This window comes from Pseudomonas putida (genome assembly GCA_041879295.1).
Taxonomy (GTDB): domain Bacteria; phylum Pseudomonadota; class Gammaproteobacteria; order Pseudomonadales; family Pseudomonadaceae; genus Aquipseudomonas; species Aquipseudomonas putida_Y.
In genome coordinates this window covers 4,816,410-4,840,879 of the sequence record CP047152.1, presented here as the reverse complement: position 1 = coordinate 4,840,879, position 24,470 = coordinate 4,816,410, and the positions used below count along the sequence as shown (strand labels likewise).

The following is a 24,470-nucleotide window of genomic DNA, read 5'->3' as shown; positions in this document are numbered from 1 at the left end:
GGCCTCGGCGCAGTAGAGGGGGGGCGCAGCGTATCATCTGTTTGTAACAAACAGTTACTGTTTGCACGGCGCGGCACTTTTCTATTGTTAATCAAAGAGGGTGAGGCAACAGGTCACGCGGCAATCCACCACACGGCCCACCGGGCCATTCGGGACTATGCTTCCTAGCATTCATTGATCTGGGTCAATCGTTCCAGATCAATGAAATGGCCGTCTGGCCGGAATCCCTGCGATCGAACAGAACAATTCCAACACGCCGTACTCGACCCAGTGGGGGCAGTGGGCGACTGGGGCCACAAGCCCGGACGCCGGATTATCTGAAGAGGAAGCACCATGTTCGGAATAGAGGCCTTAGAGCTCGCCCGAATGCAGTTTGCCTTTACCGTATCGTTCCACATCCTGTTCCCGGCCATCACCATTGGCCTGGCGAGCTACCTGGCAGTCCTTGAAGGCCTCTGGCTGCGGACCCACAACCAGGTCTACCGTGACCTCTATCACTTCTGGTCGAAGATCTTCGCCGTCAACTTCGGCATGGGCGTCGTCTCCGGCCTGGTCATGGCTTACCAGTTCGGCACCAACTGGAGCCGCTTCTCCGACTTTGCCGGCGCCGTCACCGGCCCGCTGCTCACCTATGAAGTACTGACTGCGTTCTTCCTCGAGGCCGGCTTCCTGGGCGTCATGCTGTTTGGCTGGAATCGCGTCGGCCGTGGCCTGCACTTCTTCTCCACAGTCATGGTTGCGCTCGGTACATTGGTATCGACCTTCTGGATTCTTGCCTCGAACAGCTGGATGCAAACCCCGCAAGGTCACGAGATCATCGATGGTCGGGTGGTGCCGGTGGACTGGTTTGCGGTGGTGTTCAACCCCTCCTTCCCCTACCGCCTGATGCACATGGCCACTGCTGCGTTCGTTTCCACCGCGTTCTTCGTCGGTGCCTCGGCGGCCTGGCACCTGCTGCGCGGGCGTGACAACCCGGCCGTTCGCAAGATGCTGTCGATGGCCATGTGGATGGCACTGATCGTCGCCCCGATTCAGGCAGTGATCGGCGATTTCCACGGCCTCAATACACTCAAGCACCAGCCGGTAAAAATTGCCGCGATCGAAGGCCATTGGGAGAACGTGCCCGGTGAGCCGACTCCACTGATCCTGTTCGGCATTCCCGATATGAAGGCTGAGACTACCCGGTTCAAGATCGAGATCCCGGCGCTCGGCAGCCTGATCCTGACCCACAGCCTGGACAAGCAGGTGCCGGCGATGAAGGAGTTTCCGCCCGAGGACCGGCCTAACTCGACCATCGTATTCTGGTCGTTCCGGATCATGGTCGGGCTTGGTTTCCTGATGATCTTCGTCGGCCTGTGGAGCCTGTGGTTGCGCAAACGCGGCACGCTGTACAGTTCGCGACCGTTCTTGTATGTGGCGCTGTGGATGGGCCCATCCGGGCTGGTCGCGCTACTGGCCGGTTGGTTCACCACCGAAATTGGCCGCCAGCCCTGGGTGGTGTACGGCCTGATGCGCACGGCGGACGGTGTTTCCAACCACAGTTACGCCCAGCTCGGCTTCACCCTTGTGGCGTTCGTGGTGGTGTACTTCGCCCTGTTTGGCACCGGCCTTGGCTACATGATGCGCCTGGTGCGCAAAGGGCCGCAGACCGGCGAGGGTGACGAGCACACACCGGGAGGCCCAGGCCAGAAACGCACGCCGGCACGGCCTTTGTCCGCCGCCGATGATGGCCGCGAGGCCACCTCTGCCAGCCTGAACGAGGGGAACTGAACCATGGGTATCGACCTTCCACTGATCTGGGCCGTGATCATCATCTTCGGCGTCATGATGTACGTGGTGATGGACGGATTCGACCTGGGGATCGGCATGCTCTTCCCCTTCGTCAAGGGCGAGCAGGACCGTGATGTCATGATGAACACTGTCGCGCCGGTATGGGATGGCAACGAAACCTGGTTGATCCTGGGCGGTGCCGGACTGTTCGGGGCCTTCCCGATGGCCTATGCCGTGGTCCTTGAGGCCCTGTACCTGCCCCTGATCCTGATGCTGATCGGCCTGATTTTCCGAGGCGTGGCCTTCGAGTTCCGCTTCAAGGCCAAGGCCGACAAGCGGCACATCTGGGACAAGGCTTTCATCTGGGGTTCGCTGATCGCCACCTTCTTCCAGGGCGTGGCGCTTGGCGCGTTCCTGGAGGGCTTCAAGGTGGTCGACCGGCATTTTGCCGGTGGCACCCTGGACTGGCTGACACCGTTCAGCCTGTTCTGCGGGCTGGGGTTGATCGTGGCCTACACCCTGCTGGGTTGTACCTGGCTGATCATGAAGACCGAAGGGCCGCTGCAACAGAAGATGCACGATATGGCCCGGCCGCTGGCGCTGGTGCTGCTGGTGGTGATCGGTATCGTCAGTCTGTGGACGCCAATCGCCTACCCGCAGATTGCCGACCGCTGGTTCAGCATGCCCAATCTGATCTGGTTCATGCCGGTACCGCTGCTGGTGCTGGTGACGTTCTACGGGTTGCTCAAAGCGGTGGCGCGCAACGCGCACTACACGCCGTTCCTGCTCACTCTGGTATTGATCTTCCTTGGCTACAGCGGCTTGGGAATCAGCCTGTGGCCTAACATCATCCCGCCGTCGATCTCGATCTGGGATGCCGCAGCGCCACCGCAAAGCCAGGGCTTCATGCTGGTGGGTACCCTGTTCATCCTGCCGTTTATCCTCATGTATACCTTCTGGAGCTACTACGTGTTCCGCGGCAAGGTGACCCACGAAGACGGCTATCACTAGGAGGGCCGCATGATGACTGGCAAGCATGGCTTGGAAGAAAAGAAACCGCTGTGGCAGCGACTGGGTTGGCTGTTGCTGATCTGGGCGATGAGCGTGGCAGCGCTGGGTGTGGCGGCCTGGGTGATGCGGCTGTTCATGGGGGCGGCGGGATTGACCACACATTGATAAAGAGCGGCAGCGGGCTTGCCCGCGAAGCAGGCAACGCGCTAGATGGCACCGGCGTTGCCGGTGTTCGCGGGCAAGCCCGCTCCTACTTGCGGGCTTTCAGGATTACGAACTTGGGCGTAGCCGCCACCTGCTCAACGCCGCGGAACAACCGCGCCAGCTTGCTGTGATAGCCCAGGTGCCGGTTACCCACGATATACAGCGCCCCGCCTACCACCAGCGCTTCACGCGCCTGCTGGAACATGCGCCAGGCCAGGAAATCACCGACCACCTGCTGTTGGTGGAACGGCGGGTTGCACAGCACCACGTCCAGCGACTGTTTCTCCAGCCCGGCCAGGCCATCGGCCGCGACGAAGGTCGCCGGGCGCTCGCCCAACGCGGACTGCCAGTTCTCCTGTGCTGATTGCACCGCCATGTACGACTCGTCGACCAGGGTGTACTCGGCGTCCGGGTTGGCCAGGGCGCTGGCAATCGCGAGTACGCCATTGCCGCAGCCCAGGTCAGCCACCCGTGCACGGCCAAGGTCGCGTGGCAGATGAGGGAGGAATGCCCGGGTACCAATATCCAGGCCTTCACGGCAGAACACGTTGGCGTGGTTGACCAATTCCAGTGCCGGCACGTCGAGGCGGTAGCGGCTAGGGTAGGGGGACTTGGCGTGCGGCCGCTCGGCAACCGTTGCTGTCAGCAAGCGGGCCTTTTTCAGCGCCAGCGAAGCCTGTACGGGGCCGATGTACTTCTCCATCAGGTCGCCGGCCGCCCGTGGCAGGTGCTTGATCATCGCCCCGGCAATCACCTGCGCACCGGGGGCCAGCTGGCCTTGCAGGCGGATCAGTTGTTCTTCGAGCAGGGCCAGGGTCTTGGGTACACGCACCAGCACCCGGTCGAACGGGCCTTGCCAGTGTTGGCTGGCTGGTACGAACGGGACACTGTCGAATGGCAGGCCATTGCGCGCCAGGTTTTTTTCCAGGGCCAGGTGCCCCAGGTGCGAGTCACCGCTGCTGACCACCTGCAGCTGGCCCGCAAGGCTTGCGGCCAGGGCACCGAAGCTGTCATTGAGCACCAGTACCCGGCAATTGGCGTCAGGTGCCTGATCGTGTAACTGCGCAAGCAGGTACTCGTCGGCGGCATCGAAAGCCTGCAGCGGGTCGTTGGCCTGCTCCGGCTGGCGGATCAGGTCGAGTTCGGCGTAGGGGGTGGTCAACAGGGGCATGGCGTCTGGCTCGGGTACGAAACTGCCCGCTGCGGTTCGCGCCGGGCTTTGCCGGACGATTCTACAGGGCTTTGCCCAAGGTCGCAGGTTTGAAGGTCAGATCCAGCCACGCAAGGCGGCAATGGCGATGGCTCCGGCTTTGTTGGCTGCATTGGTCTTGGTGATCACGCTGCGGATATGGAAGTTGACCGTGCTTTGCGACAGCGAGAGGATGCAGGCAACATCGGCAGCGGTCTTGCCGGCGGCAGACCATTTCAGCACTTCCAGTTCACGCTCGCTCATTTTCGGTTGCGGTGGGCACAGCGCGTTCAGGTGGTGCTCGCCCAGTACCGCGTGAAGGGTGTGGCACAGCCACTGCACACTACCGGCTTTGTCGTACAGCTCGAACGCATCGATGTGGCCGTTTGGCCGAGCGACACTGATCTGGCTTTCGTTGTGCTGCTGATCGTGAAGCGACTGTGTCCAGCCGTGGCGCAGGCCATGCTGGCAGGCCATTTCGCGAAATTGCGGGGCTTCCTTGTACAGTTCATCGGTCCAGAGCACCGGTGTCGTGGAGCTGTGGCTCAGGTTCGCTGCCGGGTCCTGCTTGTAGAAGTCGTCGCGCTGGTAGCGCTCGATCCACTCACTTGGGTAGTTGCTGTAGAGGTACAGCTTTGGCGTTTGCGTAGCGATCTGAATGCGGATGTTCAGCCCAAGGTAATCCATGTCCAGGTCCCGAGCCAGATGGACTGCGATGTCGAATAGCTTTTGTGGGCTGCGTTCGCTGACGAATGCATGAAGATGTTCAGGTTTCCAGTGATACATCTGAAGCACTCCTTGATGCGCGCAGAATCCAATCCGTTTGAGTACCCGGAAGATTGTAGGAAAAGACCTACCATCCTGTTGGGAATTTTTTGTTATAGCGATCAGGAATTTCTGCGACTTTGGCCCGATTGCACTTCATGAGGCCCTACAAAGCGGTGGTTTTTATCCTGGCCACTTTAGGCGACACTGTGCACACGCCAACCCTGGAGCCCGATATGACCGCTAGCGCCGAAAAGTTCACCCGCCAGACACTGCTCGATGTTCAGCCACTGACGCCGAACCTCTTCAGCCTGCGGGTCACGCGCGATGCGGGGTTCCGCTTCCGTTCCGGCCAATTCGCCCGGCTAGGTGTGACCAAGGCCGATGGTAGCGTGGTGTGGCGCGCCTATTCCATGGTCAGCGCGCCTCATGATGAGTATCTGGATTTCTTTTCCATCGTGGTGCCAGGTGGTGAGTTCACCAGTGAGTTGAGCCGTTTGGGGGCAGGCGATACGTTGCTGATCGACCGCCAGGCGTTCGGTTTCCTCACCCTCGACCGCTTCGTCGGTGGTCGTGACCTGTGGTTGCTGGCTACCGGTACCGGCATCGCGCCCTTTATGTCGATCCTGCAGGACTTCGAAGCCTGGGAGCGCTTCGACAGCATCAAGCTGGTGTATTCAGTGCGCGAAGCCAAGGAGCTGGCCTATGTGGATGAAATTGCCGGGCTGGAACAGCGCGATTATCTGGCTGAGTACGCGGGCAAGTTGCAGTTCATTCCCGTGGTGACCCGTGAACAGCACCCGGGTGCGTTGAATCAGCGCATTACCACGTTGATCGAGAATGGCGAGCTGGAGAAGGCGGCGGGGCTTGAACTGTCACCAGAGCATTCGCGGGTGATGCTCTGCGGTAACCCGGAAATGATCGACGAAACCCGCAAGGTCCTCAAGGCGCGAGACCTGCAACTGAGCCTGAGCAAGCGGCCCGGGCAGGTAGCAGTCGAGAACTACTGGTAAGACTACTGGGGGCCGTTGTGGGGGCGGGCATGCCCGCCCCCACAACGGCCCCGGCAACTTCAAGGCAAGCGGTTCTGGTTCTGCGTCTTGAGCAAATCGCGGATCTCGGTCAGCAGCGTCTCTTCAGCCGAAGGCACAGGCGGCGTAGTCGGCGCCACGGCTTCTTCACGCTTGAGCTTGTTGATTGCTTTCACGCCCATGAAGATGGCAAAGGCCACGATCACGAAGTCGATCACGGTCTGGATGAACTTGCCATACGCCAGCATCACCGCTGGCACGTCACCTTCGGCAGCCTTCAGGGTAATGGCCAGGTCGCTGAAGTCCACGCCACCGATCAGCAGGCCCAGTGGCGGCATGATCACGTCGCCGACGAAGGACGAGACGATCTTGCCGAAGGCCGCGCCGATGATGATACCGACCGCCATGTCGACGACATTGCCTTTGACTGCGAAAGCCTTGAACTCGTTGAGCATGCCCATGTTTGGTTCCTTGTAACAAAAGGTAAGGTTAAGGCAGTGTAAGCCACTAAAACGCTTCATGCGTTGTGTTCAGGGCTACTGACTGCAGTTAGAACGAATAGTTTTGTCGCATCCCGAGGCGTTCGAGACACGTCCTGCTCGGCTATCATGGCGAATTTTTCCAGGAGACCCCACCCATGGCCAAGGCTAAGCGCTTGTATGGCTGCACCGAATGCGGCGCGACTTTCCCCAAATGGGCTGGCCAGTGCGGCGAATGCGGGGCCTGGAACACCCTGGTCGAAACCATGATCGAAAGCGGCGGCGCTGCTGCACCCAGCAGTGGCCGCGCTGGCTGGACGGGACAGCAGGCGCAGATCAAGACCCTGGCCGAAGTCAGTGTTGAGGAAATCCCGCGTTTCACGACCAGCAGCACCGAACTGGACCGCGTGCTGGGCGGCGGCCTGGTGGATGGCTCGGTGGTGCTGATCGGCGGTGACCCCGGCATCGGCAAATCGACCATTTTGCTACAGACCTTGTGCAACATCGCCGTGGGCATGCCGGCACTGTATGTCACAGGGGAGGAGTCGCAGCAGCAGGTGGCCATGCGCTCCCGGCGGCTGGGGCTACCTCAGGACCAGCTCAAGGTGATGACCGAAACCTGCATCGAGACGATCATTGCCACGGCGCGGGTCGAGAAGCCGAGGGTAATGGTGATCGACTCGATCCAGACCATTTTCACCGAGCAGTTGCAATCGGCCCCGGGCGGCGTGGCTCAGGTGCGCGAAAGCACAGCGTTGCTGGTGCGCTACGCCAAGCAAAGCGGTACGGCAATCTTTCTGGTCGGCCACGTGACCAAGGAAGGCTCGCTGGCTGGCCCGAGGGTGCTGGAGCACATGGTCGACACTGTGCTGTATTTCGAAGGTGAGTCCGATGGCCGTCTGCGCTTGCTGCGGGCGGTCAAGAACCGCTTTGGCGCGGTCAACGAACTGGGCGTGTTCGGCATGACCGATCGTGGCCTCAAGGAGGTATCGAACCCGTCGGCGATCTTCCTCAACCGTACTCAGGAAGAGGTGCCGGGTAGCGTGGTGATGGCAACCTGGGAGGGGACCCGGCCAATGCTGGTCGAGGTGCAGGCGCTGGTCGACGATAGCCATCTGGCCAACCCGCGGCGGGTGACCTTGGGCCTGGATCAGAACCGCCTGGCCATGTTGTTGGCGGTACTCCACCGTCATGGCGGCATCCCGACCCATGACCAGGATGTGTTTCTCAACGTGGTCGGCGGGGTGAAGGTGCTGGAAACGGCTTCGGACCTGGCGCTGCTGGCGGCGGTGATGTCCAGCCTGCGTAACCGGCCACTGGCCCATGGTTTGCTGGTGTTTGGCGAGATTGGCTTGTCGGGCGAGGTACGGCCGGTGCCCAGTGGCCAGGAGCGCTTGAAGGAAGCGGCCAAGCACGGCTTCAAGCGTGCCATCGTACCCAAGGGCAATGCGCCGAAAGAAGCGCCGGCGGGGTTGCAGGTGATTGCCGTTACCCGCCTGGAACAGGCGCTGGATGCATTGTTCGAATAGTGTGCAGGAGCGAGCAAGCTCGCTCCTGCAATCAGTCAGTGCTCGGCAACGGCCGTGCGCCTGACCGTTTCATTGCCATGCTCGTCCAGTTCCAGCATCGGCACTTCGTTACCCTCAGCATCGAACAGCTTGCCATCCTTGAAGTAGTCCCCATCACGCAGCGCGGAAATGTCCGAATACTGGATGGTCCGCTCGTAGGCTGCAGCGAACACTGACTGGTTTTCCGAGTTGCCGGTGGTGAAGTGGTTGAAGATCAGGTTCAGCAGGATGGCCATGATCGCCGCCGAGCTGATGCCGGAGTGGAAGATGGTCTCGAACCAGTTCGGGAAGTGGTGGTAGAAGGTCGGCGCGGCAATCGGGATCATGCCGAAGCCCAGCGAGGCCGCGACGATGATCAGGTTGACGTTGTTCTTGTAGCTGACCTTGGACAGGGTGCGGATACCGCTGGCCGCCACGGTGCCGAACAGCACGATACCGGCGCCGCCCAATACCGGGGTAGGCACGGCAGCAATCACCCGGCCCATGACTGGCAGCAGGCCGAGTACCACCAGAATCACGCCGCCGGTAGCCACCACGTAGCGGCTCTTGACCCCGGTCACCGCCACAAGGCCAACGTTCTGGGCGAACGCGCTCTGGGTGAACGAACCGAAAATCGGCGCCAGGATGCTAGATGCCATGTCGGCGCGCAGGCCGTTGCCCAGGCGCTTGGAGTCCACCTTGGTGTCGATGATCTCACCCACGGCGAGGATATCGGCCGACGTTTCCACCAGGGTCACCATGATCACGATGCACATCGAAAGGATCGCGGCGATGTGGAACTCTGGCATGCCAAAGTGGAACGGCGAGGGGAAGGCGAACATCGGGCCTTCGCTGACCTTGCTGAAATCGGTCATGCCCAATGCCCAGGCGATCAGCGTGCCGACCACCATGGCCAGCAGGATAGACAGCCGTGAGATGGTTGCGTTGCCAAGCTTGCTGAGCAGCAGCACGATGGCGAAGGTCAGCCCGGCCAGGCCGATGTTGGCCATGCTACCGAACTCCGGCGAGGCGCTGTTGCCACCCATCACCCAGCGTGCGGCAACCGGCATCAGAGTCAGGCCGATGGTGGTGATGACGATGCCGGTCACCAGCGGCGGGAAGAACTTGGTGATGCGCGAGAACACCGGCGTGATCAGAAAGCCGATCAGCGACGCTGCCATGACCGCCCCGAGCACCCCAGGCAGGCCACCGCCACCCTCGCTGCTCAGAATCGCCCCCATGGTCGCCACACCGGCGAACGACACGCCTTGTACCAGTGGCAACTGGCAACCGAAGAACGGCAGGCCAAGGGTCTGCAGCAGGGTGGCCAGGCCACCGGCAAACAGCGAGGCGGCGATCAGCATGCCGATTTCGGCACCATTCAGGCCCGCGGCCTGCCCCAGGATCAGGGGTACTGCGACGATTCCACCATACATGGTCAGCACATGCTGCAGACCATAGGCCAGGTTGGCACCAAGGCCGAGGTTTTCATCCTCGGGTCGCTTGGCGGGAGACGTGCTAGGGGACGTAGTCATGGAGCAGGCTCTCTGTTTATTGTTGTGCCGCTACTGTAGACACTTCCTACAAATGATTGCTACAAGAATTGTATACAATATTTTGATCGGAGCGCGAACAGATCCGGCCGCAGGGCGTGCTAGAACCCAATGCAGAAGGCGTACCAACTTGGCAGAAGCTGTATTAGAGGGGTGTGTACAAAGCAACGCTACCCAGGCTTAAAGCTGTCTGGGTAGACAAGAAACACCAGGCGGGAAGGCTATTAGCTAGCTAAGAGATTCCATTATTCGATGAGTTCGCGCAGCTCACGCATCATTTCGGTGCTGTCAGCCACGTTCAATTCCACAAGACGGTGCAAATGGCTCATCGAGTCGAGGTCTATGTACAGGCAGATGAAGCCCAGACGGTCCGGTTCCTCATGGCGCAGTTCGACCTGCATCTGCACGCGGGCATCGTCGCCCAGGTGAATGATGGCGTCGAAGTCCTGCGTCAGGTCGGCATCCCAATCTGCCGGGCGTTCGATGAGCAAGCCTTTGAGTGAAAGGTCCAGCAGTTTTGCAGGCCAGCAGTTCAGCCCCTGGCGCAGCTCGGTGGGGGCATCGAAGTCGATGCGTTGAAAGCGGCGGCGTTCGTCGTGATCGCTCATGGCATGGATCCTCGAATAGATCATCAGGTGTCGTCCTGACTATAGTTAGAGTTGCACGTGCATCAGGTGCTGCAATGTGGCCGCAGAGGCTCTAGAACAAAGCAAGTGTGGCAATGCCGCTTGACTGGCCCTAGACTCGGTGGGCGGTCTTTCCAATCCACCAGCTGGAAGCTAACCATGAACAACAATAATAGCCTGCTACGCCATATTCCGTGGCTGGCGCTGGCAGTCATAGGTGCCTGCGCACTGGGTGTGGTTGCCCTGCGTCGCGGCGAGGCGATCAACGCCTTGTGGATCGTGGTCGCGGCGGTGGCCATCTACCTGGTCGCCTATCGTTACTACAGCCTGTTCATCGCCACCAAGGTGATGCAACTCGACCCGCGCCGTGCCACCCCGGCGGTGCTCAACAACGACGGCCTGGACTACGTCCCGACCAACAAACACATTCTTTTCGGTCACCACTTCGCCGCCATCGCCGGCGCAGGCCCCTTGGTCGGGCCGGTGCTCGCGGCGCAAATGGGCTACCTGCCCGGTACGCTGTGGCTGATTGCCGGCGTGGTGCTGGCCGGTGCGGTGCAGGACTTCATGGTCCTGTTCATGTCTACCCGCCGCAATGGCCGCTCACTGGGCGACATGGTGCGCGAGGAGATGGGCAGAATCCCCGGTACCATCGCCCTGTTCGGCTGCTTCCTGATCATGATCATCATCCTTGCGGTGCTGGCGCTGATCGTGGTCAAGGCACTGGCCGAAAGCCCATGGGGCATGTTCACGGTGATGGCGACCATCCCGATCGCGATGTTCATGGGCATCTACATGCGCTACATCCGTCCGGGCCGTATTGGCGAAATCTCGGTCGTTGGCGTGGTACTGCTGCTGGCCTCCATCTGGCTGGGAGGCGTGATCGCTGCGGATCCGGTGTGGGGCCCGGCGTTCACGTTCACTGGCGTGCAGATCACCTGGATGCTGGTGGGCTACGGTTTTGTCGCCGCCGTGCTGCCGGTATGGCTGGTGCTGGCGCCGCGTGACTACCTGTCGACCTTCCTCAAGATCGGCACGATCCTTGGCCTGGCCATCGGTATCCTGATCATCGCGCCCGAGTTGAAAATGCCGGCGCTGACCCAGTTCACCGACGGCACGGGGCCGGTGTGGAAGGGGGCCCTGTTCCCGTTCCTGTTCATCACCATTGCCTGTGGTGCGGTGTCCGGCTTCCACGCGCTGATTTCCTCGGGGACCACGCCAAAGCTGCTGGATAACGAAACCAACGCCCGCTACATCGGCTACGGCGGCATGCTGATGGAATCGTTCGTCGCCATCATGGCCATGGTTGCGGCCTCGGTGATCGAGCCGGGCGTGTACTTTGCCATGAACAGCCCGGCTGCCGTGGTCGGTTCCGATGTTGTGTCGGTAGCGCAGACGGTCAGCAGTTGGGGCTTCCTGATTACACCTGAGCAGCTCGAAGCGGTCGCCCGTGACATTGGCGAGCACACCGTCTTGGCCCGTGCCGGCGGTGCGCCAACCCTGGCGGTCGGTATCGCGCAGATCCTTCACCAGGTGTTGCCAGGTGAAAACACCATGGCCTTCTGGTACCACTTCGCGATCCTGTTCGAGGCGCTGTTCATCCTTACCGCGGTGGACGCCGGCACCCGTGCCGGGCGCTTCATGTTGCAAGACCTGCTGGGCAGCTTCGTGCCGGCGCTCAAACGCACCGATTCGTGGGGGGCCAACCTGCTCGCCACCGCTGGCTGCGTGGCACTCTGGGGCTATCTGCTGTACCAAGGGGTAATCGACCCGCTGGGTGGCATCAACACCCTGTGGCCGCTGTTTGGTATCTCCAACCAGATGCTGGCCGGTATCGCCTTGATGCTCGGTACTGTGGTGTTGATCAAGATGAAGCGTCAGCAATACATCTGGGTCACCCTGCTGCCGGCTGTGTGGCTGTTGATCTGCACCACGGCTGCAGGCCTGATCAAGCTGTTTGACCCGAACCCGGCTGTGGGCTTCCTGGCCCTGGCCAAGAAGTACAGCACTGCGCTGGACGCCGGCCAGGTACTGGCCCCGGCCAAGGACATCGGGCAGATGCAGCACGTGATCTTCAACGCATACACCAACGCGGGCCTGACGATCTTGTTCCTGCTGGTGGTCTTCAGCATCCTGTTCTTCGCCATCAAGGTCGGCTACGTCGCCCTGGGCCGCAAGGAGCGCAGCGACAAGGAAACCCCGTTCCAGGCGCTGCCTGACGCGTAATCGAGAGGACTGCAATCATGTTCAACGACTTGGGTCGACTGGGAAAATACCTGGGGCAGGCAGCCCGCCTGATGGTCGGCATGCCCGACTACGACAACTATGTCGAACACATGCAGAAAACGCATCCGGACAAGCCGGTGATGAGCTACGAGGCGTTCTTCCGCGAACGCCAGGAAGCACGTTACGGTGGCAAATCCGGGCCCAAGTGCTGTTGAGCCTGCGGTACGTGTAAACCTGTGGGAGCCTGGGTAACCGGCTCCCACAGTCATTTCAGATTCAGGAGTATTTTTGCGTGCAGACGCCCATTCCCGTAACCGTCCTCACTGGCTTCCTCGGGGCCGGCAAGACCACCTTGCTCAGGCACATGCTAAAGGCCGAGCATGGCCTGAAGCTCGCTGTGATCGAAAACGAATTCAGCGAGGCGGGCATCGACAGCCAACTGCTGGGTGATCAGCCGGTACAGGTAATGACCTTGGCCAACGGTTGTGTATGCTGCAGCATCCATGGCGACCTGACCCGCGCTCTTTACCTGCTGCTTGAACGCCTGGATGCCGGGGAGATTGCCTTCGATCGCCTGGTGATCGAATGCACCGGCCTTGCCGACCCTGCGCCGGTAGCGCAAACGTTCTTCATCGACGAGGAGCTGCGTGAGCGCTACATCCTCGATGGCATCATCACCCTCGTCGATGCCGCGCATGCCGAACTGCACTTGACCCAGACCATTGCTCAGGCCCAGGTCGGCTTTGCCGATCGTCTGCTGCTGAGCAAGACCGACCTGGTCGAGCCAGCTGCGGTTGAAGCCCTGCGCGAACGCCTGGCCCGCATCAATAGCAGGGCTGCGATCCGAGTGGTCGAACACGGCTGCATCGACCTGGCTGAACTACTGGATGTACGCGGTTTCAACCTCAACCCTGACCTTGGGGTAAACCTGAAACCGATGTTGCGACCCGTGCTCAAGCCTGCCACCCCGGACCGCATTTCCACGATGGTGCTGCGTACCGAAGCCCCGCTGGATATCGACCGCCTTAGCAGCTTCATGAACGAGCTGCTGGAAACCCACGGCAAACAGCTGCTGCGCTACAAGGGCGTGCTGAACATTGCCGGCGAGGAGCGCAAGCTGGTGTTCCAGGGCGTGCTCAAGCTTTATGGCTTCGACTGGGACGCCGAGTGGGCCGCAGGCGAAGCGCGCGAGAGCGTGATGGTGTTCATTGCCGATGAACTGCCCGAGGCTACGATTCGGGCTGGCTTCGAGGCAATGGCTGCGGGCTGAGCCGCTGCGGTGCCTGCCCTGCGAACCACTGCGGCCATGAGCTGCGGTGGCGGGTTTCGACCTCGATGCACGGGATCAGGCGCTCGGTCAGCACAGCGGTTTGCCGCACGGCTTTGGCGGTGCGGTATTTGATGCTGTGGATGCACTCGCGGTCGCCGAACTCGCAGCGGTTCAGGGCGGTTCCGCCGCAAGGGCCATTGGCCAGGCCTTTAGGGCAGGTTTCCGGGCAGGTGTACAAGGTGTCTTCCAGGCGGCAACGGCCGCAGGTGTCGCAACCCACCAGCGGGCGCTTCACACTGCGCTCCAGCGTGTGCAGCACTTGTGCGCCAGCGCGTGTTGCCCACAGAGGCTGGCGCACTGCCCAACCGAAGGCTTTGCTCAGGCCGTTGCGCCGGCTGAACAGCAGTGAATGCATGCCATGCATCAGGTGATAGCGGGCTTTTTCCTTGAAAGAGGCATCGACCCGTGACTCGCCCAGGCGCCAGCCCGCCTGTGGCGGATGGAAGGTTACCGCTGGCAGGCCGGGCATCTGCCAGCTGGCGTGCCAGGCCGGTGTCCATTGCTCCAGGGACTGAAGCTGGGTTTGCCAGTGCTCGATACGGGCCTCCAGGGCCAGCAGCTGTTCGAGTGTGTGAACCCCTGACAGGTGCACTCCGGCGTAACCCATCAGCTTTGTACCGATAATCTGCAGGGCCAGGCGGTCAACACTGCGTGCCTGGGCAAAGGCCTTGGACTGCGCCGTCTCCGCTTCAAGCATGTCGCGCATGGAGGGCGTGACAGTGACGCCGGCCACGTGGTCGAGCATCGTCGCGCGCCCGTGGGTGAGGCTCATGAGGCAGGCCAGCATGGGCTTGGGTGAGGCCTGGCGGTACATCCAGTGTATGGCTTCCTGGTGCTTGGCGGCATCGAAGCCCAGCTGCAAGGTGAAGAAGTCAGCCCCCGCTGCCAGCTTTTTCTCGGCCTTGAAATACTGGGCGCCGCCTTCTTCCTCGTGGTACTTGAACGGGTTCAGCGCCGCGCCCAGCAGCCAGTGCGGGCAGGCCTGGCGGGCAATCTGCAGGGCGGCGACCGATTCCAGATAACGCACCGGGCGCTGGCCAGGTTCATGGCCGGGCAGGCGGTCGCCAGTCAGCAGTAACAGCTGGTCGAGGCCGGCGGCGTCCATGCGCTGCAGTTGGGCGAGCAGGTGGTGGCGTTCGCGATCCTTGCCTGAAAAATGCGGCAGGGCAGGCACCGGGTTGCTGAACGAGGCGAGGGCGTCCAGCGGTGACATGTCCAGCGGGCTGCCGACACGATCACCGATGGCCACGGTCATAGGCCAGCCGCACAGGTGCGCACGGGCCATGATCGCTTCCATGGCGGCAAAGCGTTCTGCGGAAGGTTTGGGGACGAACTCCATGACGCAGACGAAGTTCTTTTCGCGCAGGGCGGTTTTCAGCAGGCTCATGTTGGCCGGGCACCTGGTGTGGTCAGGGTGGCATTGTGCGACAGAAGGCGAGTCGGGTCATGTCCGGATGCGCAAGGTGGTGATCTGAATGAGACATGGGAGCGCGAAGTTCATGACAGCATGATCATGAAGATTTCTTGGGTTCATCTCAAATTTAATGAGTTTGTCTCAATACCCCCACCAGCTGGAGAATCCCCCTCATTCATTCAAGCATGCTGAAGGGACAAGACATGGCACTGGCACATAACCTGGGCTTTCCACACATCGGCCGTGACCGCGAGCTGCGTGCCCGCCACTGGCAGGTGCAGAAAGACGCCGGCATCGAGCTGTTGCCGGTCGGCGACTTCGCCTGGGGCAGCCACGTGCTTAGTGCTGGCGATCAGCCGTTCTTGCTGAACTGGGAACCACTGTTCGAAGAAGTGGAGCACGCCAAGGCTCTGGGTCATGCAGTCAAGCCGGTAGTGATCGGCCCCTTGACCTACCTGTGGCAGGGTCAGGCCCTGGACGGTGACTTCGACAAACTGGAGCTGCTTGACTGCCTGCTGCCCGTGTATGACCAACTCCTCAACCGCCTGGCCGCCCTGGGCGTTGAATGGGTGCAGATCGATGAGCCAATCCTCGCCCAGGACCTGCCTCAGGACTGGAAGAATGCCTATGAACGCGTCTACAACATCCTTCAACGCGCACCGTTGAAGAAACTGATCGCCACGTACTTCGGTGGCCTCGAAGGCAACCTCGGCCTGGCCGCCAACCTGCCGGTCGATGGCCTGCACGTCGACCTGGTTCAGGCGCCCGAGCAGTACCAGACCATTCTCGACCGCCTGCCTGCCTACAAGGTACTGTCGCTGGGCCTGGTCGACGGTCGCAACGCTTCGCCTTGCGATCTGGGCAAAACCTTGGGGCTGCTGCACGAGGCCCATGAGCGCCTGGGTGAGCGGCTGTGGTTGGCGCCGGCCTGTTCGTTGCTGGAAAGCCCAGTGGACCTGGCCGTGCAGAAGTGCCAGGAAGTGGCGGTGCTGGCCGCTTCGCTGGAGCAGGACCGAGTCGCGGCTTGATCAATTGCTGCCTGTGCCGTCCTCTTCGCGGGTAAACCCGCTCCTACATTGGCGTGCGTGCAATCACCGATGTGTGTCCGTCACAGATCAGTGTAGGAGCGGGTTTACCCGCGAATACGATGGCGGCTGCGACGTTGAACAGCGGGTGGAAATTGGCCAGCAGGTCCAGCCCTTTCGCGGGTAAACCCGCTCCTACAACGGCCTGCGTGCAATCACCGATGTGTGTCCGTCACAGATCAGTGTAGGAGCGGGTTTACCCGCGAATACGATGGCGGCTGCGACGTTGAACAGCGGGTGGAAATTGGCCAGCAGGTCCAGCCCTTTCGCGGGTAAACCCGCTCCTACAACGGCCTGCGTGCAATCACCGATGTGTGTCCGTCACCGATCAGTGTAGGAGCGGGTTTACCCGCGAATACGGTGGCGGCTGCAACAGTGAACGGCTGGTGGAAATTGGCCAGCAGGTCCAGCCCTTTCGCGGGTAAACCCGCTCCTACAACGGCCTGCGTGCAATCACCGATGTGTGTCCGTCACCGATCAGTGTAGGAGCGGGTTTACCCGCGAATACGATGGCGGCTGCACCAGTGAACGGCTGGCAGAAATTGGCCAGCAGGCCCGGCCCTTTCGCGGGTAAACCCGCTCCTACAACGGCCTGCGCCCGATCGCCGATGTGTGTCCATCACCGATCAGTGTAGGAGCGGGTTTATCCGCGAAGAGGCCGGGCCTGCTTGAATCAATCAGCGCTCGATGGCCAACGCCACCCCTTGCCCACCGCCAATGCACAAGGTCGCCAGGCCTTTCCGGGCATCCCGTTTGATCATTTCGTGCAGCAGGGTCACCAGCACCCTGCACCCGGAAGCACCAATCGGGTGGCCCAGGGCAATCGCCCCTCCATTGACGTTAACCCGCTCGGCATCCCATGCCAGCGCATTGCCCACGGCCAGCGCCTGGGCGGCAAAGGCTTCGTTGGCTTCGATCAGGTCCAGTTCGGCCAGTTGCCAACCGGCCTTGTCCAGGCAACGTTGGGTCGCCGAAACCGGACCGATACCCATGATCGCGGGGTCTACCCCGGCACTGGCATAGGCGGCGATCTTCGCCAGCACCGGCAGGCCCAACGCCTCGGCCTTCGCTGCGCTCATCAAAAGCACGGCGGCGGCGCCGTCGTTCAGGCTGGAGGCATTGCCTGCGGTAACGCTGCCGTCCTTCTTGAAGGCCGGGCGCAGTTTGCCCAGAGACTCGGCGGTGGTGTCCGGGCGTGGTTGCTCGTCACGGGCAAAAACCTTGGGCTCTCCCTTTTTCTGCGGCAGCACGATGGGGGTGATTTCAGCGTCGAAACGGCCGGCCTCCATCGCCGCCACTGCCTTGCGCTGCGACTCGGCAGCAAAGGCATCCTGCTGCTCACGGCTGAGGCCGTACTTGTCCACAAGATTTTCGGCAGTGATGCCCATGTGGTAGTCATTGAAGGCATCCCACAGGCCGTCCGTGATCATGCTGTCGATCAGTTGGCCATGGCCCATGCGTTGGCCGGTGCGGGCGGAGGGCATCACGTAGGGGGCAAGGCTCATGTTCTCCTGACCACCTGCAATCACCACCTCGGCATCGCCGCAGCGGATCGCCTGGGCGGCCAGGTGCAGGGCCTTAAGGCCCGAGCCGCAGACCTTGTTCAGGGTCAGGGCCGGTACGCTGAAGGGCAGGCCAGCCTTGATCGCCGCCTGGCGTGCCGGGTTCTGACCGGCACCGGCAGTGAGCACTTGGCCGAGGATGACTTCATCGACCTGCGCCGGGTCCAGCCCGGTTTGTTTCAGCAGTTGCTTGATCACGGCGGCGCCGAGGTCGACCGCAGGCACTTTGGCCAGGGCGCCCTGGAAGCTGCCGATGGCGGTACGGGTTGCGGCGACGATCACCACGTCGTTCATGTTGTTGTTCTCCGTGCAATGGGCGTAGTGCCGCCAGCATCGGCGGGTTCGGCTTATTTGTTAAGTTTGTTTTTCTTTCGGATTGATGTGAAAAACAAATCAATGGGTGGCGAAGGTTCTAACCAGCCAATCTGGATTCCGTGCAGCTGTGGGCCTCCTGCACATAAGAACTCTGGTTTTGCATCCCTCTGATCACCCCGTAATATGTGTCGGATAACCTGCGGGGGTAGTCTCACCCTCTGATCAATCGGAATCGCCCCAAGCGGCGCTTCCCCGGCATAAACCTGACGAGGTACAGACATTGGCCATCATTCATCCTAAGGTTCGCGGTTTCATCTGCACCACGACTCACCCGAAGGGCTGCGAGCTCAACGTCCGTGACCAGATCGAAGCCACCCGCAAGCTGGGCGTACGCGAGGATGGCCCGAAGAAGGTCCTGGTCATCGGTGCTTCCAGCGGCTACGGCCTGGCAGCCCGCATCACGGCGGCGTTCGGCTTCAAGGCCGACACCCTGGGCGTGTTCTTCGAAAAGCCAGGCACCGAGACCAAGGCCGGCACTGCTGGCTGGTACAACGCTGCTGCCTTCGACAAGTTCGCCAAGGCCGAGGGCCTGTACAGCAAGTCGATCAACGGTGACGCCTTCTCCGACGAAGCTCGCGCCAAGGTTATCGAGCTGATCAAGAACGAAATGGGTGGCAAGGTCGACCTGGTCATCTACTCGCTGGCGTCGCCCGTGCGCAAGCTGCCGCAGACCGGTGAAGTCATCCGCTCGGCACTCAAGCCGATCGGCCAGCCATACAAGTCGACCGCCATCGACACCAACAAGGACACCATCATCGAAGCCAGCATCGAGCCGGCCACCGAGCAGGAAATTGCCGACACCGTCACCGTCATGGGTGGCCAGGACTGGCAGCTGTGGATCGATGCGCTGGCTGGCGCCAATGTACTTGCCGAAGGCGCTCGCACCGTGGCCTTCAGCTATATCGGCAGCGATATCACCTGGCCGATCTACTGGCACGGTGCACTGGGCCAGGCCAAGCAGGACCTGGATGAAACCGCCCTGCGTCTGAACCAGAAGCTGGCCGGTGAAGTGAAAGGCGGCGCCAATGTGGCGGTGCTCAAGTCGGTGGTTACCCAGGCCAGCTCGGCCATCCCGGTGATGCCACTGTACCTGTCGATGGTCTTCAAGATCATGCAGGAGAAAGGTGTTCACGAAGGCACCCAGGACCAGCTTGACCGCATGTACCGCGACCGTATGTACCGTACCGACGGTGCGCCGGCAGAAGTCGACGAGAAGGGTCGCCTGCGTCTGGATGACTGGGAGCTGCGTGACGACGTGCAGAACGCCTGCAAGGCCCTGTGGCCACAGGTGACCACCGAGAACCTGTTCGAGCTGACCGACTACGCCGGTTACAAGAAGCAGTTCCTCAACCTGTTCGGCTTCGAGCGCGCTGACGTCAACTACGACGAAGACGTGGCCACCGATGTGAAGTTCGACTGCGTCGAGCTGTAATCGGGTAAGCCTGTACCGGCCTCTTCGCGGGCAAGCGCGCTCCCACAGGTTCTCCCCCTGCAGGAGCGGGTTCACCCGCAAAGAGGCCGGTACAGGCTACAAAATCTTTGCTAGTTTTGGCGCACAACGACAGGAAATGCGCCATGAGTAGCCTCATCCAACCCGCTACCCCATTTCGCCACCCTGCGGCCGACGGATACAGCCTCGGCGGCTTCTGCTGGCGTCACGCCCAACCTGACCCCAAGCGCCCGCTGGTGATCATCAACGCTGCCACTTCGGTACGCTGCCGCTATTACGCCCGCTTTGCCGACTACCTGTTCGCCCACGGCTGCGATGTGCTGACCTATGACTACCGTGGCATCGGCGAATCCCGGCCTGCGTCGCTGCGCGGGTTCCAGGCCTCCTGGAGCGACTGGGGCCGGCTGGATTTCGAAGCCATGCTGGCGCATGCGGCAGAGCATTTCCCAGGTCAGCCGGTGGACGTGGTAGGGCACAGTTTCGGCGGTTGTGCAGTAGGCCTGGCACCGTCGGCTGGCCAGATACGTCGGGTCGTGATGGTCGGCGCGCAGTTCGCTTACTGGCGCGACTACGCGGCCAGCCAACGCTGGCAACTGTTCGGCAAGTGGCATGTGGTCATGCCGCTGCTGACCCGGGTATTCGGCTACTTTCCCGGCAAGCGCCTGGGTTGGCTGGAGGACACGCCATCCGGCGTGGTGCTTGACTGGACCACACGTACCCCGCGTTATGAGCACCGCCCCAGCGGGCGGGCGTTGGCGGCGCTACCGTTCGCCCAGGTACGTGCGGCGACGCTGGCCATCAGTCTGACTGACGACCCTTTCGGGACCGTAGCGGCAACCGAGCGTTTATTGGGTTATCTGCAAAGTGCCGAGCGCCAGCACTTGCGCATTGCACCTGTGGATATCTCGGTCGAGGAAATTGGCCATTTCGCGTTCTTCCATGACCGGTTTCGCGAAAACCTGTGGCCGGTGGCCTTGCAGTGGTTGCGGCAGGGGAGGCTGGAAGGTGGGGGGCCTGGCACCATTATCGATTGATGGTGGGCGCTGGATCGTGGGGCCGCAAAGCGGCCCCGGCAATCTCAAGCCTTGCGCGCAAGCGGCTGCGCAGCAAACTTCACACCCGCTAGACCGTGTTTGATCAGCGCACGGATGTTGCCATGGTCGCTACCCTCAGGCGTGGCCACCACATCACGGTAGTGCTCGCCGAAGGCCAGCAGCGCTTCCTGGTCGCTCAGCCCTTCAAGCAAGGCCAGGCCCAGGGTTTTGCACGAACCTTCGTTCTGCCCTGCCGCATTCTCCACGCCGCCGTTATTGAAGGCCTGCGGCTGGTAGCTGTAATTGTCGGCAATGAACGCCAAGGTATCGGCAAATGCATGTTGGCCGCTGGCCAGGCTTGCGCGCAGGGTATTCAGATCAGTCACGAGGTTTTTCCTTTTTCGAACGCCGCTTGTTGTTCGGCGCTGGCTTCTTTCTGGTATTGGGCTTTCCACTCGGCGTAGGGCATGCCGTACACCGCTTCGCGGGCATCATCCAGGCTCAGGTCCAGCTGACGCTCGTCAGCGGCGGCCTTGTACCACTTGGACAGGCAGTTGCGGCAGAAACCGGACAGGTTCATCAGGTCGATGTTCTGTACATCGGTGCGCTTTTGCAGGTGTTCGACCAGGCGCCGGAATGCGGCGGCCTCGAGCTCGAGCTGTTGTTGTGGGGTCATGGTCTTCTCTCAAGTCATGCGGTTCTTCAGGTGGCGGCCACCGTTGATGACCACCTGGCTGCCGGTGCTGTACTGGCTGGCGAGCAGGTACTTGACGGTCTCGATCAGCGGGCCGGCGCCGGGTTCGAATTCCAGCAGGGCCTTTTTCAGGGTTTGCTGGCGGTAGGCTTCGTCCCCCCCTTCCTTGAGGATCAGCAGCCCGGGCAGGATACCGTTCACATGCACCTTGGGCGCATATTTTTCGGCGAATGACAGCACCATGTTCTGCAGTGCGGCTTTGGTGGCGGCATAGCCGATGTGGCTTTTACTGCCGCGCGAAGAGGTTTCGTCGCAGATGTGGATGATGTCGGCCTTTTCCACCTTGGCCAGCAGGTCACCCAAGGCCAGGTTGAGGTGGTAGGGCGCTTCGACGTGCAGGCGGAACATGGTCTCGAGGTTGTCGAGGCCGTCGTCGAGCCACAGCGAGGCGTTGTGGATGATGGCGCGCAGTCCGTCGTAACGGTCGTGCAGGTGATCGATCAGCGCCTGGCGGTCGCCCGCGTGGCACAGGTCGGCCTGAAACTGCACGATGTTGGGGTGGGCTGCCTGTGGCTGGATGCTGCGGCTGGCACTGACCACCGTATGGCCGGCCTGTGCCAGTTCGAGGGCCAGGGCCAGCCCGACACGCTGGCTGGCTCCGGTAACGAGAATGGGGCTGTTCATGTTCGGGGTGGTCAACTTGTCTGTCCGTTGGTTGCCACCCAGCATACCCGAACTGTTTCCCTGTTGTATGGCCTAGCCTCAGCGGCTGCGCAAGGCGCCGGCAGTGGCCGGGGAGGCCTGCAGCCAACTGGATAGCAGGCGGGTGGACAGCGGGATGAACAGGTACACCATCACCGGCGTCAGGGCCAGGGTGCTGAGCAGTACCCGGGGCACGAGGTCGAGTGCCGTCAACCAATGGCCGAACAACAGGTTGAAGGCCAGCGAGACTGGGAAAAACGCCAGCCAGATAGCCACGGCCTGCTTCCAGCGTGGCGGTTTTTGCACCTTGTTGGTGCCAAACCAGTCGTCGATACCGCTGACACGCGCCTCTTTGGGGCGTTCGAACAGGCCGTTGCCGCGTTGTAACCATGCGCGGCGAGAGGCGGAGTGCTCCCAGGCATGCAGGGTCGGCTCGTCGCTGAAGCGGAAGATGATCTGAAATTCGTCGCCATCCCTGGGCGGGGCAAGGATGCCCGAGCCGAGGTAGCCAGGGAAGTCGGTGGCCAGCTGTTCGCCTTCGTGCAGCCAGGCCAGCAGGTCCTGGTAGCGGCCATGGGCGGCGCGGCGCGACACCATGAGGGTAACGGGTGGGGTAGACATCGTGTATCTCCTGGCAACGGGGCTGGCGGGTAGCTGGCCCTTTGGCTGTGTGGCCCGGGGTGGTGGGCGACGCAGTCGTGCATGCAAGAATCGGGCGCACATCATCGCGCAGTTGCGATCTTCGGCAAACTATCTGCTGGCAAACGGTGGCATCAACAGAACAGCACAGTCGTAGTAAGCTATACGTTCGGTTTTTTCGCACTCAGGGTATTTTGTGCAGATGAGCGAACAGGGACGTAAACCGTTGATCGATGCAAGCTTCGAGCAGCAGGAGTTATTTCCGATTCGTGAAGTGTCACGCTTGACCGGTGTCAACGCCGTGACCCTTCGTGCCTGGGAACGCCGTTATGGACTGATTCAGCCCATCCGCACCGACAGTGGTCACCGCCTGTATTCCCAGGCTGATATCAATGAAATCCGCCGTATCCTTGGGTGGCTGGAGCGCGGCGTGGCGATCAGCAAGGTCGGCAGTATTCTGGCTCGCGGCGATGCCCTCTCCGGGCAGGCTGGCGGCGCGGTGGACGCCTGCCTGCGCTGGCAAAACCAGATTCGCCTGGCGGTACAGCACTTCGACGTGGCGGGCCTGAATCGCCTTTATGACGAGGTGTTCGCGGCCAGCACCCTGGACCAGGTGTTCGCCGATGTGTTCATGCCAGTGTGGCATGACATGGTAGTCCGGCAAGGCGGCTACGGGCAGGCCAGCGAATGGCTGTTCTATGACCAGTTCCTGCGCGGTCGGGTTTTCGCCCGCTTGCAGCTGGCCCGTGTACCGTGTAACCGCACCGTGCTATTGGCGCCATTGCCGGGGCAGTGCCATGAGCTTGAGTTGCTGGTAACCAGCCTGATCCTGGGTAACGATGAAACACGCGTGATCCCGTTGGCGAACGGGCAGCCGCTGCAAGAGCTTGCGCTGGTCTGCGAACGGCTGAAGCCGGACGCCCTGGTGCTGTTTTCCCATCAATCGCCCACAGCAGAACTCGCCCGGCACTTCAAGCGCCTGGCATCGATGCTGGAATGCCCATTGTTACTGGCCGGTGAAGCGGCGGAAGCGGTACAGGACAACCTGGCTGGCAGCCCTGTAGCCTGCCTGGGCGCGCAGGGCAGTGTGATGCGCCAGCGCTTGCGGCAGTTTCTGGCCCGTCAGCTCGATACCTGAGTGTGCAGCTCGGGGTGGGCGCGGCGGTGGGCCTGGAGGATGTAGTCGCGCAGGCGTTCGATTTCTTCGGCTGGGCTTTGGCCGAGGTCGTAGGCAGCCAGGTCCGTGCCGATGCGCCGGCCCAACACACCATGCAGTTCGATCGGGGTGATGCCGCCCGGGGCGAAGCGCAGCTCGAAGCGGGCGGGTGCTGTTGGCAAATCACGGACTTCCAGCAGTACACCTTTGAAGGAAATTTCGCGTACCCACAGGCCGCTTGCCTCGTCATGGGCATCAAGCAGTGCGCTCGGCTGGTCCATCGACAGACGCCATGGGCGCAGCATGGGGCCGTCTTCGTAGATTTCCGGTGAGCCCAGCTGAAGGTGCAGGGCGTGGAACTCGTCCTCTACCAGTTGCAGCGGGAAACTGATCTGCTGGTTGTTGAACTGGGCCTGTAAGGTCACCTGCTCATTAGCCACCAACCGGGTGAGCAAGCTTTGTATGCGGCGGTCGCCATTGACCAGCAGGCTCGACATGGTGTCAGCCAGGTTCAGTTGCGGCGAGTGCTGCATATTCTGTATGAAATCCAGCTCGTCCTGGGTCAGGAGCGCGTCTGCTTGCATGATCGAACTCGGTGGTGGCGATTTCTTCAACGGAATTGACCGTG

Annotated in this window: 24 protein-coding genes; 12 read left to right on the top strand and 12 right to left on the bottom strand. The window is 61.5% G+C overall.

Annotation, left to right across the window (positions count from 1 at the left end):
- Nucleotides 1–333 precede the first annotated feature (333 nt).
- Genes GST84_22205 through GST84_22195 form a run of 3 tightly spaced genes read left to right on the top strand, consistent with a single transcriptional unit; the run spans nucleotide 334 to nucleotide 2,946 of the window.
- Nucleotides 334–1,770: a cytochrome ubiquinol oxidase subunit I gene (locus GST84_22205; GenBank protein XGB14906.1), complete on the top strand. Its 1,437-nt coding sequence runs from the start codon at nucleotides 334–336 to the stop codon at nucleotides 1,768–1,770.
- 3 nt (nucleotides 1,771–1,773) lie between these two features.
- A complete protein-coding gene (cydB, locus tag GST84_22200; GenBank protein XGB14905.1) occupies nucleotides 1,774–2,781 on the top strand; it encodes a cytochrome d ubiquinol oxidase subunit II in 1,008 nt (335 codons plus the stop codon).
- A 9-nt stretch (nucleotides 2,782–2,790) separates the two neighbouring features.
- Nucleotides 2,791–2,946, top strand: coding sequence for a DUF2474 family protein (locus tag GST84_22195; GenBank protein XGB14904.1), 156 nt, complete (start codon nucleotides 2,791–2,793; stop codon nucleotides 2,944–2,946).
- An 85-nt stretch (nucleotides 2,947–3,031) separates the two neighbouring features.
- Here the strand turns inward: GST84_22195 and GST84_22190 are convergent, their stop codons facing one another.
- Together GST84_22190 and GST84_22185 are read right to left on the bottom strand one after the other, a co-directional pair.
- On the bottom strand, nucleotides 3,032–4,156 hold the full coding sequence (locus GST84_22190) for a methyltransferase (protein ID XGB14903.1): 1,125 nt from the start codon (nucleotides 4,154–4,156) through the stop codon (nucleotides 3,032–3,034).
- Between the two features lie 96 nt (nucleotides 4,157–4,252).
- Complete coding sequence (locus GST84_22185) at nucleotides 4,253–4,960, bottom strand: LuxR family transcriptional regulator (protein ID XGB14902.1); 708 nt, start codon at nucleotides 4,958–4,960, stop codon at nucleotides 4,253–4,255.
- A gap of 215 nt (nucleotides 4,961–5,175) precedes the next feature.
- Between GST84_22185 and GST84_22180 the strand changes: the two genes are divergently transcribed.
- Nucleotides 5,176–5,952, top strand: a complete 777-nt coding sequence (locus tag GST84_22180; protein ID XGB14901.1) for a ferredoxin--NADP reductase — start codon at nucleotides 5,176–5,178, stop codon at nucleotides 5,950–5,952.
- A gap of 59 nt (nucleotides 5,953–6,011) precedes the next feature.
- Here GST84_22180 and mscL read toward each other — a convergent pair whose 3' ends face one another.
- Complete coding sequence (mscL, locus tag GST84_22175) at nucleotides 6,012–6,431, bottom strand: large-conductance mechanosensitive channel protein MscL (protein ID XGB14900.1); 420 nt, start codon at nucleotides 6,429–6,431, stop codon at nucleotides 6,012–6,014.
- 176 nt (nucleotides 6,432–6,607) lie between these two features.
- Here mscL and radA point away from each other — a divergent pair, with 176 nt between their 5' ends.
- Nucleotides 6,608–7,978, top strand: a complete 1,371-nt coding sequence (radA, locus tag GST84_22170; protein ID XGB14899.1) for a DNA repair protein RadA — start codon at nucleotides 6,608–6,610, stop codon at nucleotides 7,976–7,978.
- Nucleotides 7,979–8,013: 35 nt separating this feature from the next.
- On the opposite strand, the gene GST84_22165 is transcribed toward radA, so the two are convergent.
- Nucleotides 8,014–9,531 (bottom strand): purine permease, encoded by a 1,518-nt coding sequence (locus tag GST84_22165; GenBank protein XGB14898.1) that lies wholly within the window; start codon nucleotides 9,529–9,531, stop codon nucleotides 8,014–8,016.
- A 263-nt stretch (nucleotides 9,532–9,794) separates the two neighbouring features.
- Nucleotides 9,795–10,157, bottom strand: coding sequence for a PilZ domain-containing protein (locus GST84_22160; GenBank protein XGB14897.1), 363 nt, complete (start codon nucleotides 10,155–10,157; stop codon nucleotides 9,795–9,797).
- Nucleotides 10,158–10,334: 177 nt separating this feature from the next.
- On the opposite strand from GST84_22160, the gene GST84_22155 reads away from it, so the two are divergent.
- From GST84_22155 to GST84_22145, 3 genes are all read left to right on the top strand, one after another.
- Nucleotides 10,335–12,401 carry a carbon starvation protein A gene (locus GST84_22155; GenBank protein XGB14896.1) on the top strand — a complete coding sequence of 689 codons (2,067 nt, stop codon included), beginning with the start codon at nucleotides 10,335–10,337 and terminating at the stop codon, nucleotides 12,399–12,401.
- Between the two features lie 17 nt (nucleotides 12,402–12,418).
- On the top strand, nucleotides 12,419–12,616 hold the full coding sequence (locus GST84_22150) for a putative selenoprotein (GenBank protein ID XGB14895.1): 198 nt from the start codon (nucleotides 12,419–12,421) through the stop codon (nucleotides 12,614–12,616).
- 77 nt (nucleotides 12,617–12,693) lie between these two features.
- Nucleotides 12,694–13,671, top strand: coding sequence for a GTPase (locus GST84_22145; protein XGB14894.1), 978 nt, complete (start codon nucleotides 12,694–12,696; stop codon nucleotides 13,669–13,671).
- Here the strand turns inward: GST84_22145 and GST84_22140 are convergent.
- Complete coding sequence (locus GST84_22140) at nucleotides 13,631–15,118, bottom strand: methylenetetrahydrofolate reductase (protein ID XGB14893.1); 1,488 nt, start codon at nucleotides 15,116–15,118, stop codon at nucleotides 13,631–13,633. The genes GST84_22145 and GST84_22140 overlap by 41 nt on opposite strands.
- A gap of 230 nt (nucleotides 15,119–15,348) precedes the next feature.
- Between GST84_22140 and GST84_22135 the strand changes: the two genes are divergently transcribed.
- Nucleotides 15,349–16,173, top strand: coding sequence for a 5-methyltetrahydropteroyltriglutamate--homocysteine methyltransferase (locus GST84_22135; GenBank protein ID XGB14892.1), 825 nt, complete (start codon nucleotides 15,349–15,351; stop codon nucleotides 16,171–16,173).
- Nucleotides 16,174–16,907: 734 nt separating this feature from the next.
- Here GST84_22135 and GST84_22130 read toward each other — a convergent pair.
- Entirely contained in the window at nucleotides 16,908–18,086 is a 1,179-nt protein-coding gene (locus tag GST84_22130; GenBank protein XGB14891.1) for an acetyl-CoA C-acyltransferase, read from the bottom strand.
- A gap of 301 nt (nucleotides 18,087–18,387) precedes the next feature.
- Between GST84_22130 and fabV the strand changes: the two genes are divergently transcribed.
- Nucleotides 18,388–19,599, top strand: a complete 1,212-nt coding sequence (gene fabV, locus GST84_22125) for an enoyl-[acyl-carrier-protein] reductase FabV (GenBank protein XGB14890.1) — start codon at nucleotides 18,388–18,390, stop codon at nucleotides 19,597–19,599.
- A 143-nt stretch (nucleotides 19,600–19,742) separates the two neighbouring features.
- Nucleotides 19,743–20,651 (top strand): alpha/beta fold hydrolase, encoded by a 909-nt coding sequence (locus tag GST84_22120; GenBank protein ID XGB14889.1) that lies wholly within the window; start codon nucleotides 19,743–19,745, stop codon nucleotides 20,649–20,651.
- Nucleotides 20,652–20,695: 44 nt separating this feature from the next.
- Here GST84_22120 and GST84_22115 read toward each other — a convergent pair whose 3' ends face one another.
- The 4 genes from GST84_22115 to GST84_22100 are packed head-to-tail and all read right to left on the bottom strand — an operon-like array spanning nucleotide 20,696 to nucleotide 22,668.
- A complete protein-coding gene (locus GST84_22115; GenBank protein ID XGB14888.1) occupies nucleotides 20,696–21,037 on the bottom strand; it encodes a HopJ type III effector protein in 342 nt (113 codons plus the stop codon).
- Nucleotides 21,034–21,327 (bottom strand): DUF1244 domain-containing protein, encoded by a 294-nt coding sequence (locus GST84_22110; GenBank protein XGB14887.1) that lies wholly within the window; start codon nucleotides 21,325–21,327, stop codon nucleotides 21,034–21,036. The genes GST84_22115 and GST84_22110 overlap by 4 nt, the downstream gene beginning before the upstream one ends.
- A gap of 9 nt (nucleotides 21,328–21,336) precedes the next feature.
- Nucleotides 21,337–22,074, bottom strand: a complete 738-nt coding sequence (gene folM / locus GST84_22105; GenBank protein XGB14886.1) for a dihydromonapterin reductase — start codon at nucleotides 22,072–22,074, stop codon at nucleotides 21,337–21,339.
- A 33-nt stretch (nucleotides 22,075–22,107) separates the two neighbouring features.
- Entirely contained in the window at nucleotides 22,108–22,668 is a 561-nt protein-coding gene (locus tag GST84_22100) for an antibiotic biosynthesis monooxygenase (protein XGB14885.1), read from the bottom strand.
- A gap of 220 nt (nucleotides 22,669–22,888) precedes the next feature.
- On the opposite strand from GST84_22100, the gene GST84_22095 reads away from it, so the two are divergent.
- Nucleotides 22,889–23,824, top strand: a complete 936-nt coding sequence (locus GST84_22095) for a MerR family transcriptional regulator (protein XGB14884.1) — start codon at nucleotides 22,889–22,891, stop codon at nucleotides 23,822–23,824.
- Here GST84_22095 and GST84_22090 read toward each other — a convergent pair.
- Nucleotides 23,809–24,426 carry a hypothetical protein gene (locus GST84_22090; protein XGB14883.1) on the bottom strand — a complete coding sequence of 206 codons (618 nt, stop codon included), beginning with the start codon at nucleotides 24,424–24,426 and terminating at the stop codon, nucleotides 23,809–23,811. The genes GST84_22095 and GST84_22090 overlap by 16 nt on opposite strands.
- Nucleotides 24,427–24,470: the final 44 nt, after the last annotated feature.